The sequence below is a fragment of the Psychromonas arctica genome, assembly GCF_038155225.1.
In the GTDB taxonomy this organism is placed as follows: Bacteria; Pseudomonadota; Gammaproteobacteria; order Enterobacterales; family Psychromonadaceae; genus Psychromonas; species Psychromonas arctica_B.
On record NZ_JBAKBA010000004.1, the window covers coordinates 71,252 to 85,651 of the forward strand.

12 protein-coding genes are annotated in these 14,400 nt (G+C 36.9%); 6 read left to right on the top strand and 6 right to left on the bottom strand.

Annotated elements, in window-relative coordinates; genetic code table 11:
- Window positions 1–11: 11 nt before the first annotated feature.
- Complete coding sequence (locus V6255_RS03025) at window positions 12–1,649, bottom strand: phosphoethanolamine--lipid A transferase (RefSeq protein ID WP_341626819.1); 1,638 nt, start codon at window positions 1,647–1,649, stop codon at window positions 12–14.
- Window positions 1,650–1,869: 220 nt separating this feature from the next.
- Window positions 1,870–2,145, bottom strand: coding sequence for a YrhK family protein (locus tag V6255_RS03030; protein WP_341626820.1), 276 nt, complete (start codon window positions 2,143–2,145; stop codon window positions 1,870–1,872).
- Window positions 2,146–2,490: 345 nt separating this feature from the next.
- Between V6255_RS03030 and V6255_RS03035 the strand changes: the two genes are divergently transcribed.
- From V6255_RS03035 to V6255_RS03055, 5 genes are all read left to right on the top strand, one after another.
- Entirely contained in the window at window positions 2,491–2,823 is a 333-nt protein-coding gene (locus V6255_RS03035; protein WP_341626821.1) for a hypothetical protein, read from the top strand.
- Between the two features lie 95 nt (window positions 2,824–2,918).
- A complete protein-coding gene (locus tag V6255_RS03040) occupies window positions 2,919–4,178 on the top strand; it encodes a TolC family protein (protein WP_341626822.1) in 1,260 nt (419 codons plus the stop codon).
- 10 nt (window positions 4,179–4,188) lie between these two features.
- Window positions 4,189–5,826, top strand: a complete 1,638-nt coding sequence (locus tag V6255_RS03045; RefSeq protein ID WP_425355898.1) for an efflux RND transporter periplasmic adaptor subunit — start codon at window positions 4,189–4,191, stop codon at window positions 5,824–5,826.
- Window positions 5,823–8,954 (top strand): efflux RND transporter permease subunit, encoded by a 3,132-nt coding sequence (locus V6255_RS03050; protein ID WP_341626823.1) that lies wholly within the window; start codon window positions 5,823–5,825, stop codon window positions 8,952–8,954. The genes V6255_RS03045 and V6255_RS03050 overlap by 4 nt, the downstream gene beginning before the upstream one ends.
- A 121-nt stretch (window positions 8,955–9,075) precedes the next feature.
- Entirely contained in the window at window positions 9,076–9,579 is a 504-nt protein-coding gene (locus V6255_RS03055; RefSeq protein WP_341626824.1) for a hypothetical protein, read from the top strand.
- Between the two features lie 46 nt (window positions 9,580–9,625).
- On the opposite strand, the gene V6255_RS03060 is transcribed toward V6255_RS03055, so the two are convergent.
- The 4 genes from V6255_RS03060 to rimK form a co-directional block, all read right to left on the bottom strand.
- Window positions 9,626–10,534, bottom strand: coding sequence for a GGDEF domain-containing protein (locus V6255_RS03060; RefSeq protein WP_341626825.1), 909 nt, complete (start codon window positions 10,532–10,534; stop codon window positions 9,626–9,628).
- A gap of 265 nt (window positions 10,535–10,799) precedes the next feature.
- Window positions 10,800–11,231: an ATP-dependent zinc protease family protein gene (locus V6255_RS03065; protein ID WP_341626826.1), complete on the bottom strand. Its 432-nt coding sequence runs from the start codon at window positions 11,229–11,231 to the stop codon at window positions 10,800–10,802.
- Between the two features lie 2 nt (window positions 11,232–11,233).
- Window positions 11,234–12,280, bottom strand: a complete 1,047-nt coding sequence (locus tag V6255_RS03070; RefSeq protein WP_341626827.1) for a succinylglutamate desuccinylase/aspartoacylase family protein — start codon at window positions 12,278–12,280, stop codon at window positions 11,234–11,236.
- A gap of 4 nt (window positions 12,281–12,284) precedes the next feature.
- The gene (gene rimK, locus V6255_RS03075) at window positions 12,285–13,190 is read right to left on the bottom strand and encodes a 30S ribosomal protein S6--L-glutamate ligase (protein ID WP_137297433.1); all 906 of its coding nucleotides are present in this window, start codon (window positions 13,188–13,190) and stop codon (window positions 12,285–12,287) included.
- A gap of 248 nt (window positions 13,191–13,438) precedes the next feature.
- Between rimK and V6255_RS03080 the strand changes: the two genes are divergently transcribed.
- Window positions 13,439–14,287 (top strand): LysR family transcriptional regulator, encoded by an 849-nt coding sequence (locus V6255_RS03080; protein WP_341626828.1) that lies wholly within the window; start codon window positions 13,439–13,441, stop codon window positions 14,285–14,287.
- The last annotated feature ends 113 nt before the right edge of the window (window positions 14,288–14,400 follow it).

Genomic DNA, 14,400 nt, shown 5'->3' on the forward strand with positions numbered 1-14,400 from the left:
TTTTTTACAATTTATGCCTTACAAGAGTAGGTAATATCTAAGTCTTTATTCTTTTGTTTTGTCTCTACACCGTAAAAGCCTAATAAAGTATGAAATAAATTATCATGTGATACAAAATCATTTGCTGCTTTTTGCTCTAAACATGCTTTATTAAGGCTTTTATTAGTAAAGTAAGCCTCATTAGCCCACATAAACCAAGGTACATGAGTTTGTTGATCAGGTGCAACGACATAAGGCGTCCCGTGTAGGTATAAGCCATTTTCACCTAACGATTCACCATGGTCAGATAAGTAAAAAAGTGCCACGTTATATTCTTCTTGATACTGCTTCAGTAAGGTAATGGTTTCAGCTAATACATAGTCAGTATAAGCGATGCTATTATCATAAACATTAACGATTTCTTGGTCGCTACAATTTTCAATATCACTGCGTTCACAAGCAGGTTTAAACAATGTTTTGTCTTGTGGGTAACGTTGATAATAGGTAGGACCGTGGCTCCCTATTAAATGCAATGCAAGCAGCTTGTCTTTACCAGGTTGCTTTGCGATTAAACGAGGAAGTTGTCGTAATAGTACTTGATCATAACAACTATGTTTATTGCATAAGTCGCTATTATCGTTTTTATTGATGTCAATTTTATCAAGGTTTTTCGCGACTTGTTTATCACCACCATCGTTGTCTATCCAACGAACGTCAACGCCTGCATGGCTGAGTATATCTAACACATTATCCTGATTGTTCGCTTTTTGTTTGTTGTAATCCGGACGGTTCATATTTGAAAATAAGCAAGGTAACGATACCGCTGTTGCTGTGCCACAGGTTTGAACATGTTTAAATGAAATGAGCCCCATATTTTCTGTGTAAGGGTTGGTGTTTCGTTGATAGCCGTTATAAGCAATATTTTGCGAGCGTGCTGTTTCACCGACAACAAATACCATTAATGTTGGTTTGCTGTTTTTGGCTGATGTGATGGTCGCATCTTGTCCTAACAATGAATAAGGCATTGCTTTATTGAAGTAGTTTTTCTTAATATATTTGTAAGTATTATAAACATGAGCTGGATTGATCATTTTATTTAAGTAAGCATTATTACGGCCAATAGAGGCGTAATCTTTATAGTAAAAAACCGCAATTATTAAGATAACAAGCATACTGCTACACAACAAGACGGCTTTCATAAATAGCATTTTTAATAGGCTACCGTTGTACGTTATTTTTATTTTCAATAGCAATAAAGCAGGTAATAAACCAAGCACAATAAACCAACTAACAGAGCTGATATTAATATAAGAAACACTTTCATTACTGTTTGTCTCAAAAATATTTTCAATCATGGTGTAATCAAACATTACGTTATATTTATTGCTTGCATAAAATGCCAATGCAGAGGAAAGCACTAGTGGGATGAAGATAATTTTAAATACATAAGGCCAAGCTAATAAGCTAAAAATAATGACAAAAGCGGCCAACAGTAAAAGATGACTTATAAAATATAAAGGCAGGTCATAACTAGATAAAGCATACACCTTTTGAATAATAGGTTGGTTAAAGAGCACTGCAAAATAGGTGGCAAGTAACAATACCATTGTATTCACATTTAAAGAGCGTTGATGTAAAAAGGTAAGGCTTTTAAGGTGGCTAATGTTCATAGATATTTCCGCACTATAAGATAATACGGAAATATTATGTTTCGAAGCTTAAGAAACGCTGAAGGTAAACTGAAAGTTTACTGAGCATTAATTATTGGAAGTTTACTGAAATTAATTAAGCGTGCTAAAACTCACTATATACTTAAGCTTTTATTGAATTTTATTTAAGCTCGCCTAAACAGAAACTATTAAGGATTGAGTTGTTTGACGTATCACTGTGTTATTTATTCTGTTTTTGTTTTTGGTCATGAATTTTCTTTACATGTATCAAGCTAATTAGTTTTAATACAGGCTTAATCAATAGTTGAGCACTACCAACAATAAATAACCAGGTACCACTTTCAACAAGAGAATCAGAGAGGAAGAAAAAACTACCAATTAAAAACCACACTGCAATGAAAAAATCATTTATTGCTCCTAAAGCCTCATATCTTCGTTGTGTAATAATATGTTTTTGTCCTAGATCTAATTCCATAGGGTTATTCTTTGAATTCATAGTTTTCCATTAATGTTTAATTTGAATAAGATGATAGAAGAGTTATTTGCATTTCTTTGTTATTGAATACCAAATTTATTGTAAATAAACGCAGTCAATAAAGTATATTGTTGACTAGAGTGAATCAATACCAATAGAAATCAACCTTTTTAAGATAAATCAGAGGTTGCTTAGAAATCGTTTTAGGATATTTTAAGATAACGCTCTATTTTTAAAGTTATTGTTTGACCTTACCCCTAGGGGAAGCTTTATCTTTAATAATTAATAAAGTCATATTTGTCGTTATGGCTATTAGAAATTTAGACACTTAATAATCACTGATAGATAAAGAGCAGCATTGAGTTAATGAAAAAGCTTATCATTTTACTTTTAATATTGACGATTCAAATTACTTTTATGCAAAAGGTAATGGCTTCCGTCGCGCTGTCTAAAGGTGAAACTCAATCAGCTAGTTACTGCAAAATGATGATGGATTCTGGTCATTGCAATACTGAGATGATGAGCATGAATGATTGTCAAAATGATTGTGACTTAATGAGTGTTGTTTCTGTGACTCATTTTATCGAAAACAATCAAATTTTATCATTGGCTTACAGCCAATTTAATTACCCATCTTTTAATATTTCACCTCTTCATTCCCAACCTTCAAGTCTTTTCCGTCCTCCTTTATTTAGTTAATTTTTTAAGCCGCGATCTATTTTTTTTTGAGATAGCGCAATTCAGTATTTTAAAAGATTAATTAGTTATCCATTCATTGGATAAAAGGAAAATAGATGAAAATCTTTAATCTATCTGTGCTGTTATGCACAGTGGTTACATTGCATGTTTCTGCGTTGTCATTACAAGATGCACAGCAAATCGCATTACAAGACGATCCAGGACAACAAGTTTATGAAGCACAACAAGCCTCATTAATTGCAAAGGGTAATAGCAGTGCAACATTAGCTGACCCTACAATAAAACTAGGGGTCGCCAATTTACCAACAGATAGTTTTTCACTTGATAATGAGCCAATGACACAGTTAACGGTGGGTATAGCTCAACAATTTAGCCGAGGTGATTCATTAGCTATCTCTAAACAAGGTTTTTATTTACAATCGGAAACGGTTGTTTTTCAAGGATCAGAGCGCCGCTTATTAGTGAAAAAGACAGTACGTGATTTATGGTTAAACATCCTTTTTATTGAAAAATCTATTCAATTAGTCAGTCAAAATAAACAGCTATTTAACAGCCTTTATCAAGACTTAGAATCACAATATTCATTAGGTCTTATTGAAAATGAAGATCTCATTAATGCAGATATTGAACTGGGATTATTAGATGAAAAATTAGCTAAATTATCACAGCATTCATTGACCTATCGTAGTTTATTAAGTGAATGGATAGGGCAATTAGCTTATCAAGAATTACCAACCACTATACCAGCTTGGGCTGATACCTTAACTTATATCAAGGCTAGTGAAACACGTAATATAGAGCATTATGAATTATTAACTAAGCATCCTAAGGTATTAGCATTAAAACAAAATATTTTAGTGGCTGACAGCGGTGTTGATTTAGCAAAGCAGAGTTATAAGCCAAGCTTTAAAGTTGAATTGGGTTATGGACATCGTTTGTCTGAGTTTGATAACGGCAGCGCTCGACCTGATTTACTGAGTGGTTTTGTTTCTATGGACTTGCCAATTTTTACTGATCAACGTCAAGATCAGCAAATGATTGCTGCAGTACATAACAAAGGTCAAAAACAAGCGGAACATCGCCTTTTAATACGTCAACTCAATGCTCAACTTAAAGCTGAAATTGTTAATTATCAGCAGCTTGCTTCACGTCAATTACGTTATAAAAATAGCTTATTAAAGCAAGCTAAGTCACGTGCTGAGGCTTTAGTACAAAGCTATCAATCAAATACTCGTCCCTTTATTGACGTCATTCAAGCTTATATGGATGAATTGAATCTCTCTATTGAATATCAACAACTCTATTTTGATGGCCTGAAAAGCCTTTCTAAAATTCGTTATTTTCAGGCACTTTAAGGAATAAATTATGCGCACTATATTATTACTGATCGCAGTTTTATCAGCAGGATTCGGCATGGGTTTTTTTGTAAACCAAAGTGGAATCTTACATTTAGGAATGAGTGGCACAACATCAAATGAACAACCTGAAATTCTATATTGGGTTGCACCAATGGATGCAAACTATCGTCGTGACAAACCAGGTCAATCGCCAATGGGCATGGATTTAGTGCCTGTTTACGCTGAAAAAAAGAAAGCTCAGGAAAAAGCAGAGCCAAAAATTAAATACTGGGTTGCACCGATGGATGCAAATTACCGTCGAGATAAACCTGGTCAGTCGCCAATGGGCATGGATTTAGTCCCCGTTTATGAAGAGCAGGAAAAAGCAGAACCAAAGATTAAATATTGGGTTGCACCAATGGATGCTAATTATCGTCGAGATAAGCCTGGTCAGTCTCCAATGGGAATGGATTTAGTACCCGTGTATGAAGAAGGTAATGGTAATAGCGATGAGGGTACTGTAACCATTTCTCCTGCCGTAGAAAATAACCTTGGCGTACGTACTGCGATAGTAAAAAAAGGTACGTTTGATTTAAATGTTAACAGCTTAGGCAGTGTGCAAGCGAATCAAGATGCGTTATGGCAAATCAATAGCCGAGTGTCAGGTTGGATAGAGAAACTATACGTTAAGTCGGTTGGTATTGAAGTAAAAGAAGGGCAAAAGCTGTATTCACTTTATTCGCCTGAATTAGTGAAAGCACAAGAATCTTTATTGAATGCCGTTAAGTTGAATCGCAATGCATTAATTGGTTCATCAAAAGCGCGTTTAAAGGTATTAGGTATTAGTACTTGGCAGATTAACCAACTGATAAGATCTAGAAAAGTAGCACAACGTATTGATATTTACGCACCTAATAAAGGCACTATTACCGACTTAAACGTAAATGAAGGTGCATTTATTTCGCCTTCTACCACGGTTATTACTGCCGTTAATTTAGATACCGTTTGGGTCGATGTTGAAGTGTTCGCCGCGCAAGTCTCTTTGATCAAGTTAGGTGATATGGCGAGTATGACATTAGATTATTTCCCGGGTAAAGAGTGGGTAGGGAAAGTAGGATTTATCTATCCTGAAATGAGCGAAAGTAATCGTACGCTTCGTGTCAGATTACAGTTTGATAACCCTAATCAAATGCTTAAACCTAATATGTTTTCATCGGTTGTTATCACGCCTAAAATGGATGAAGAACGTTTATACATACCACGTGAAGCAGTGATTTATGCAGGTAATATGAATCGAGTTGTATTAGCGATGGGCGACGGTAAGTTTAGGTCTGTACTGGTTAAAGTCGGTATTGAGAATCAACAAACTATCGAAATATTATCTGGTCTTGAAGTCGGACAAAAAATAGTGACGTCGGCACAGTTTTTATTGGATAGTGAATCGAGTATCAGTGCTGATTTTGATCGTATGTTAGAAGAACAAGACGCGATGGATGATAAGTCGATGCGTCTTAAAGAAACATCTGATTACTTAAATGGAGAAGATGATTCTGACGACCTAGATAGCTCAGAAGATTTGGATAGCACAGAAGATTTAGATTCAATAGAAGTAGGTGTGCTACAAATATCTCCTTTGTACACTAGCGAAAGGGTGATGACATTATGATTGCTCACGTTATTAATTGGTCGATAAAAAACCGCATCATGGTGTTGTTGATGACCGCTATGATTGTCGCTTATGGTGTTTTCTCATTACAAAAAACACCGATTGATGCTTTACCCGATTTATCCGATGTACAAGTAATTATTAAAACAACTTACCCTGGTCAAGTACCACAAGTAGTTGAAGATCAAGTGACTTACCCATTAACCACTGCGATGTTAAGTGTGCCCGGTGCAGTGACTGTGCGAGGGTATTCATTCTTTGGTGATTCTTATGTTTATATCATTTTTGATGACGATACAGATATCTATTGGGCACGTTCACGAGTGCTTGAATACTTGTCACAAGTTGCACCGAATTTACCACCACAAGCAAGGTCTGCGTTAGGACCTGATGCAACGGGAGTTGGTTGGATCTTTAGCTATGCGTTAGTTGATAAAACCGGACAACACGATTTAAGCGAATTACGTAGTTTACAAGATTGGTTCTTAAAATTTGAACTACAAACCGTCGCGGGTGTGTCTGAAGTCGCAACGGTCGGTGGCATGGTGAAGCAGTATCAAGTCCGTGTTGACCCTAATAAGTTACGTGCTTACAACTTATCGTTAACCACGATTAGCAACGCGATTAAAAGTGCTAACCAAGAATCAGGCGCCAGTGTAATAGAAATGGCCGAAGCTGAGTATATGGTGCGGACTTCTGGTTATATTTCCTCTATTGATGACCTTAAAGTTATCCCTTTACGGGTGAATGATAACGGCACACCTTTGTTATTAGGTGATGTTGCTGAAATTCGTTTAGGGCCACAAATGCGCCGTGGTATTACTGAGCTTAATGGCGAAGGTGAAGTGGTCAGCGGCGTAGTGGTGATGCGCTTTGGTGAAAATGCCCAAGGGGTAATCGAAGCGGTTAAAGATAAATTGAATGAGCTACAAAAAGGCTTGCCAGATGGAGTAGAAATTATTCCAACTTATGATCGTTCTGAACTGATTAATTCCGCGGTAGAAAACCTTTACGATAAGTTGCTTGAAGAGTTTATTGTGGTGGTATTAGTGTGTGCTGCTTTCTTATTTCACTTTCGTTCGTCGCTGGTGGTTTTACTCAGTTTACCTGTGGGTATTTTTGTTGCGTTTATTATTATGTCGTGGCAAGGCATTAACGCCAATATCATGTCTTTAGGGGGGATTGCGATTGCGATCGGTGCGATGGTCGATGGTGCGATCGTGATGATTGAAAATGTGCATAAACACATGGAAAAAACGGAACTGACCGATGACAATCGTTGGCAGGTTATTGCTAAAGCGGCAACGGAAGTCGGGCCTGCTTTATTCTTTTCATTATTAATTATTACCTTCAGTTTCTTACCTGTTTTTGCGTTAGAAGGGCAATCAGGCAAGATGTTTTCACCACTCGCTTTTACTAAAACCTATGCAATGGCCGCATCCGCTGGTTTAGCGATTACTTTGATTCCTGTCTTAATGGGTTATTTCATTCGCGGTAAAGTACTCCCTGAACATAAAAACCCTTTAAACCGTTTAGTGGTGGCTATTTATAAACCATTTTTAACTTTTGGTTTACGTTTCCCTAAATTATTGATTATTTTTGCTTTGTGTTTATTAGCAGTCGGTTTCTACCCGGTAAATAAAATTGGTAGTGAATTTATACCGCCGTTAGATGAAGGCGATTTAATGTATATGCCAACCACTTACCCAGGTGTGTCGGTGGGTAAAGCGCGTCAAATATTGCAGCAAACTAATAAGCTAATTAAAACCGTACCAGAAGTTAAAACCGTATGGGGAAAAATTGGCCGTGCAGAAACCGCAACCGATCCTGCGCCGTTAACCATGATAGAAACGACGATTCAGTTTAAGCCTAAAAGCGAATGGCGAGCAGGTATGACTAAAGACAAGTTAAAACAGGAGCTCGATAGTTTAATTCATTTCCCAGGGTTAACCAATGCTTGGGTAATGCCAATTAAAACACGTATCGATATGTTAGCGACCGGTATTAAAACGCCTATTGGTATCAAAATCGCTGGTGGAGACTTGGCTGAAATTGAAAAAATAGGTAAACAAGTCGAGCAGATCTTAAAAGACGTCCCTGGCACAGTTTCTGTCTATGCCGAACGTGTTAGTGGTGGACGTTATGTGAAAGTGGATATTGACCGTGAAAAAGCAGGGCGTTATGGACTTAATATTGCTGAAATTCAGCAGCTAGTCGCTGTTGCGATTGGTGGTCAAAATATTACTGAAACCATTGAAGGGTTAGAACGTTACCCTGTTAATTTACGTTACCCTAATGATTATCGTGATTCCGTTTCTGCGCTTAAATCATTGCCTATTATTACCCCTTCAAAAATGACCATTAGTTTAAATGATGTCGCTAGGGTTTATATTGAATCGGGCGCACCGATGATAAAAACAGAAAACGCACGTTTAAATGGTTGGATATTTGTTGATATTGAAGGTCGTGATTTGGGCTCTTATGTTAATGAAGCGCGTGATATTGTGAACGACCAAGTTAATTTACCAGCGAGTTATTCATTACTTTGGTCTGGTCAATATGAGTACATGGAAAAAGCCAATGCGCGTTTAGCGAAGGTGATTCCTATTACTATTTTGATCATTATTATTTTGCTTTATTTAGCCTTTAGACGTGTTGGCGAAGTCTTATTGATTCTATCTACCTTACCTTTTGCGTTAATGGGCGGTATTTGGTTGATGTTCATACTTGGGTTTAACTTCTCGATTGCGGTTGGTGTTGGTTTCATTGCTTTGGCTGGCGTATCGATTGAGATAGGTGTGATCATGTTATTATATTTAAACCAATCGTTAGCAACTAAAAGATCGGAACGTCTTGAACAGTTTTCTGTTGTAGATTTAAAAGATGCTGTTATGGAAGGCGCTGGTTTACGTGTCCGTCCAGTGATGATGACGGTAGCAACCGTTGTGATTGGTTTAGTGCCTATTATGTACGGTGACGGTACTGGCTCTGAAGTGATGCAACGAATTGCAACACCGATGATTGGCGGTATGGTCAGTGCAGTTATTTTAACGCTATTGATTTTACCTGCTGTATATTTCCAATGGAAAAAAGTAAGCTTACGCCATCAGCTGTATATTAAAGACTGAGTGATTACTTAAATTGGTATTTTAGGTTGAAGTTAATTGTTAATCATTAGCTTCAACTTGTAGTTTCCCCCATGATTAAGCCGACTTACTGACAATACATATTTTACAGGACATGACTAACATGATTAAAACTGCAATGACTAGCACTACGAGAATTAAAAGAAACAAACTCGCTTTATCTCTAGCGGCAACATTATTTTTATCACTACCAATGAGCCAAGCTTTTGCTCATGAAGAACATTGTGAGATTAAAGATACCGAGCTAGGCGATATGATGAAGTACATGAAAAGTGAGCTAAGAGCGTATAACAAAAGCTTTAATTCTGAAGACCAAGCAGAGATGAAAGAGCATGCGAATGAGTTATTAAAGCTCAGCGCAAAGGCAGAGCAGTTGACACCCGTTGTTATTTCTAAAGCAAGTCATCATGATGCTAATAGCAAAGGTGAAGTAAGTGCAGATCAAAAAGTAAAATTCGCTCTGTATCAAAAAGAGATGCAGGATTTGAACGCAACTTTTAAAGCACTGAGCGAAACCAATGATAAAGTTGAAATTGAAGCTCTGTTAGCTAAAGTAAAGCAACAACAGAAACAAGGTCACAATGCATTTCGTCAGAACTGCAAATAATTAACATCAGTCATCAATGTTAAAAAGTGAGTGTTATTAAAGCACACTAAATAGTCTCTAATACCAAATGTGTTTCTGAGGTTTTCTTTGCTTCATAAACACATTTATCTGCTATTTTTAAAATCTCTTTAGGGCTTAATAAACTGATACTTTGATTTTGAATATTAACGCCACCTATTGCTGATTGAATATGTAATTCAATCCCTAAGTCCACTAGTGGTAATAAAAATGCTTCTTTAATTCTGTCTACAAGTTTTAATAAGCTAGGTTTATCAGTGTTAGGTAATAACATACAAAACTCATCACCACCGAGTCTCGCCAAGGTATCTGTTTCTCTTCTGACTTTATTAAGCTGTGAGACAAAATGCTTAAGTAATAAATCACCCACCTCATGCCCATAATTATCATTTACTGACTTAAAAGCATTAAGGTCAAAGAATAACAATGAGAAAGCTTGTTTCTCTCGCTTAGCCTTTTTCAAAGCTTCCGACATTCTGTCATCAAACAAATAGCGATTAGCCGCCCCTGTTAACGAATCATAGTGAGCGAGTCTTTTAAGTCTTTGCGTTAATTTATAGTCTTTTAATAAAGAGCAAATAGCGTGCTCTAAAGAGTGGATCGATAAGCTTGGTTTTACGATAGTATCAATAATCGCGAAAGCATTAATTTTGCTCATGGTATTGTTATAAGTTTCGGTAACCACTAATAATGGCAACTCATGATCAATAGAGGAAAAAGTCTGACTTATTTTCGTGAAGTGTTTTGAATAGGTTTTATCTTCAATGATCAGCAGTTGGTCGCTATCACTAATGACTTTTATATCTGAAATAGCATCAACAGCCACTTGGCTTATTGTTTCGATGGTAAGATTTGAAACTCGGATAGTTGAAGCTATCCAATGGAAAAAATCATTATCATTAGTGACAACAATTAAATGTAAACGCTTATCTGCCATGGGCTATTTTCTACTCAATAAAATGATTAAAGAATGCTTATTATGCAGGTTATCCTCATTATAATCATGTTAATGTGCATTTTTATTCATGTATGTTTCTTATAAATATTGTTTATAGAGGTTACTCATAGGTGGCATATAAGCATTTTTATAATGGTTGTTTATCAATAAAAATGGTCGTTTCTCAATAAAAAAGAGGTTTATATAAATTAATATAAACCTCTCTGATTAGTCTTTGCTTTATTTTCTTCGTAACAATAAACGTTTATTTCGCTAGAAATACCTTTGATGGATCGACTAACAAGCGCTTACCAATTGCTTCACGACCAAATAGCATTAAGTAGTTCATGTCAGCACGGTCAGTTAAAGTGATTTCAATTGGCCACGTTTCCTTTCCTAAGGTCATCGCAGTTTCTATCACATAGCGTTCTTCAGAGGTTCCGTTAGATGACTTGATCTTACGAATATCACTGAGTACTGCTTTACATGAAATAAGCTTTTTCACGTTATGGATATCAGGGTGAATATCAAACTTCACCCAAGGTGTGCCAGACTCCATATACTTCACAATATTATCAACATGTAACGATGATGTTTTAGCGCCAGTATCAACGCGTACTTGCATGTCTTTAATGCCTAACTCTGGTAATGCAATCGACTCTAAGCGGCCAATAATCATTTTATCTTTAGATTGCATTATTACTTGCCTCCAATTATATGCTGAGGGTTATGCGCATCTTCTGGGCGCAAAAAATCTTGCACCGACTCAATGTGTTCATACACCGCTTCATCATCTTCTTTAAAGTAAGCGATATGGAACATTGCTTCACCTTCTTGTACTAAAGGTATGTTTTGCTGACCGATTAAAATCCCCGATCTAGTTGCTTTAACAACCCCTAAGATCTCACCATAAGGACTGCCGATCTCCGCAAGTTTATCGCCAGTCGTTACACGGTCACCTAACTCCACTAAATGCTTTACAACACCACTTGCATTAGCACGTAACCAGCCGCTGTTATTAGCAATATACGGTTCTTTTAATTTTCGTTTCGAAGTCACTTTACGCATCATGTTGAGATGACGTAAAACATTTTCTATCCCTTTAATGCCTGCATGAATAGAGAAATCATCAAAACGTAATGCTTCACCTGCTTCATACAGCAAGACTTTAGTGCCATTATCTACAGCGGATTCACGTAAAGAACCGTCCACTACATTTGAATGTAAAATCACAGGCACGGCAAAGACTTGTGCCAGTTCTTTGGTTTCTTCATCATTCATATCACCACGAATTTGAGGCAAGTTAGAACGATGAATTGCACCGGTATGTAAATCAATGCCGTAATCACAATGCTTAACAATTTGCGTTAAGAATATATGGGCAACACGTGCCGCTAATGATCCTTTTGCTGAGCCAGGAAAGCAGCGATTTAAATCACGACGATCTGGCATATAACGACTTTGATTCACTACACCGTAAACATTGACCATTGGCACCGCGATCACGGTACCTCGAATAATTTTAAAGTTAGGTTTATTAATTAAACGTCTAATAATTTCAATACCGTTTAATTCATCACCGTGTACTGCCGCGCTAATAAAAATGGTTGGGCCATCTTTAGTGCCGCGAATAATTTGTACCGGTAATGAAACATCTGCATCGGTATATAACTTTGCTACAGGCAGTTCAATTTTGCATTGAGTGCCCGGTAAAATGTCAAAATCGCCTATGCGTAATGTTTTCATCTATTTATCCTTTACCACGAGTTTTATTAGTAATTGTTTTTGGTCTTTTCTCAATAAAATCAAATACCATTCCAGCAATGTCCATACCTGTTGCTTTCTCAATACCTTCAAGGCCTGGTGATGAATTTACTTCCATTACCATTGGGCCATTTTCCGAACGTAACAAGTCAACACCACAGAAGTTTAAGCCCATGATTTTAGCTGCATTAACCGCTGTTTCGCGCTCTTCTTTTGTTAATTTAACCACAACAGCTGAACCACCACGGTGTAAATTAGAACGGAATTCACCTTCTGCACCTTGACGTTTCATCGCAGCAACAACACGGCCACCGATCACTAGACAACGGATATCTGCACCGCCAGCTTCTTTGATGAACTCTTGTACTAAAATATTCGCTTTCAAACCCATAAATGCTTCAATGATACTTTCAGCTGCTTTAGCAGTGTCAGCTAGTACTACGCCAATGCCTTGTGTGCCTTCAAGTAACTTGATAACAACCGGTGCGCCACCGACATTTTTAATTAAATCTTTAATGTTATCTGGTTTGTTTGCAAAGCCAGTACGCGGCATGCCAATGCCTTTTCTAGACAATAATTGCATTGAACGTAACTTGTCACGTGAACGGCTAATCGCCACGGATTCATTGATATTAAAAGTGCCCATCATTTCAAATTGACGTGCTACCGCTGTACCATAGAAAGTAACTGACGCACCAATACGTGGAATAATCGCATCGTATTGTGGTAATTCTTCACCGTGGTAACGAACAGTAGGGCGGCTACTTGTGATGTCCATATAACAATGTAATGTATCGATAATGTCGACTTCATGACCTTGTGCTTCGCCCGCTTCTTTTAAACGACGAGTAGAATATAGCTTCGGGTTTCTAGATAAGATTGCAATTTTCATCAATATAATTCCTGTGTATGTATCACTAATATGGGGCGACGAAAGCCATCAAGGCAACTATCGCAAATACCGAGCAACCTGAGTTTAATAAAGATCTGTGCGATAAAGCACAGTCGCTATATTCACTTTTTAAGGTGTCTTTAATCCGAACTCAAATTAAGTGCGTGGAGTGTATAAACAAAACGATATATAATAAAATTAATTGTTTTGTGGTCTTTGATTAAAATTTTTGATTAGTGGGTAAGTGCATGAAAATAGAGTTATTAAAAACCTTTTTAGAAGTAAGCCGTTCATTACATTTTCGTATTGCTTCAGAAAATCTATTTATAACTCAATCAGCAGTAAGCGCGCGTATTAAATTGTTGGAAGAAGACTTAGGTGTATTGCTATTTGATCGCAGTAAAAAACACTTAAAGCTAACGCCAGAAGGGCATCGCTTGATTAAGCATGCTAATGAATTAATCTTTATGTGGCAAAAAACTAAACAAGATGTTGGTATAACCGCACAACATTCAATGCAATTAGTAGTGGGGGCAAAAAGCACCATTTGGGATATTGTCCTGCAAAACTGGTTACATAAAATCCATCTTAATATCGAAGATGTCAGCTTATTAACCAGTACTTATAGTGCATCTGAACTAAGAAAAAGTTTGTTAAACCGCGTTATTGATATCGCTTTTTTGTTTGATCCGACTTTTGTTGGTGAAATTGTGTCAGAAAAAGTCGCCACCGTCCCTTTACACCTTGTTACGACTAACCCAGATCATGTTGATAGTTCTGCTGCATTAACGGACTTTATTATGGTGGATTATGGGGAGTCGATTACTGCACAGTATTTGAGAGAGTTTCAAGATGCACCTGAAGCTAAACACTTTATGAGTCAGCCTAGAATTGCGCTTAATTTTATCTTAGATGCTGGTGGCGCTGCATATTTACCACGACAAATCACCTTTGAATACCTTAAAAATAATCAGCTCTTTCTGGTTGATGAAGCGCCTGTGTTTAAGCGTGAAATCTATGCAAGTTACCTTGCGAAAAATCAGAAAATAGACATGATTGAACAAGTTTTACAGTTGTTTCCACATGTAAGAACCTAGCCTATAACAGCCCTAATAACAGTCTCTTTTATAACGCTTAATTTAAATAATTAAGTGATATGTGAGGTGATATTAGGGCTTCTAATATTCTTTAAAGGCTTTTTATCGCTTTT

Coding starts and splice junctions, on each gene's coding strand:
- V6255_RS03025 (WP_341626819.1), bottom strand. CDS start 1,649: ATGAACATTAGCCACCTTAAAAGCCTTACCTTTTTACATCAACGCTCT.
- V6255_RS03030 (WP_341626820.1), bottom strand. CDS start 2,145: ATGAATTCAAAGAATAACCCTATGGAATTAGATCTAGGACAAAAACAT.
- V6255_RS03035 (WP_341626821.1), top strand. CDS start 2,491: ATGAAAAAGCTTATCATTTTACTTTTAATATTGACGATTCAAATTACT.
- V6255_RS03040 (WP_341626822.1), top strand. CDS start 2,919: ATGAAAATCTTTAATCTATCTGTGCTGTTATGCACAGTGGTTACATTG.
- V6255_RS03045 (WP_425355898.1), top strand. CDS start 4,189: ATGCGCACTATATTATTACTGATCGCAGTTTTATCAGCAGGATTCGGC.
- V6255_RS03050 (WP_341626823.1), top strand. CDS start 5,823: ATGATTGCTCACGTTATTAATTGGTCGATAAAAAACCGCATCATGGTG.
- V6255_RS03055 (WP_341626824.1), top strand. CDS start 9,076: ATGATTAAAACTGCAATGACTAGCACTACGAGAATTAAAAGAAACAAA.
- V6255_RS03060 (WP_341626825.1), bottom strand. CDS start 10,534: ATGGCAGATAAGCGTTTACATTTAATTGTTGTCACTAATGATAATGAT.
- V6255_RS03065 (WP_341626826.1), bottom strand. CDS start 11,231: ATGCAATCTAAAGATAAAATGATTATTGGCCGCTTAGAGTCGATTGCA.
- V6255_RS03070 (WP_341626827.1), bottom strand. CDS start 12,280: ATGAAAACATTACGCATAGGCGATTTTGACATTTTACCGGGCACTCAA.
- rimK (WP_137297433.1), bottom strand. CDS start 13,190: ATGAAAATTGCAATCTTATCTAGAAACCCGAAGCTATATTCTACTCGT.
- V6255_RS03080 (WP_341626828.1), top strand. CDS start 13,439: ATGAAAATAGAGTTATTAAAAACCTTTTTAGAAGTAAGCCGTTCATTA.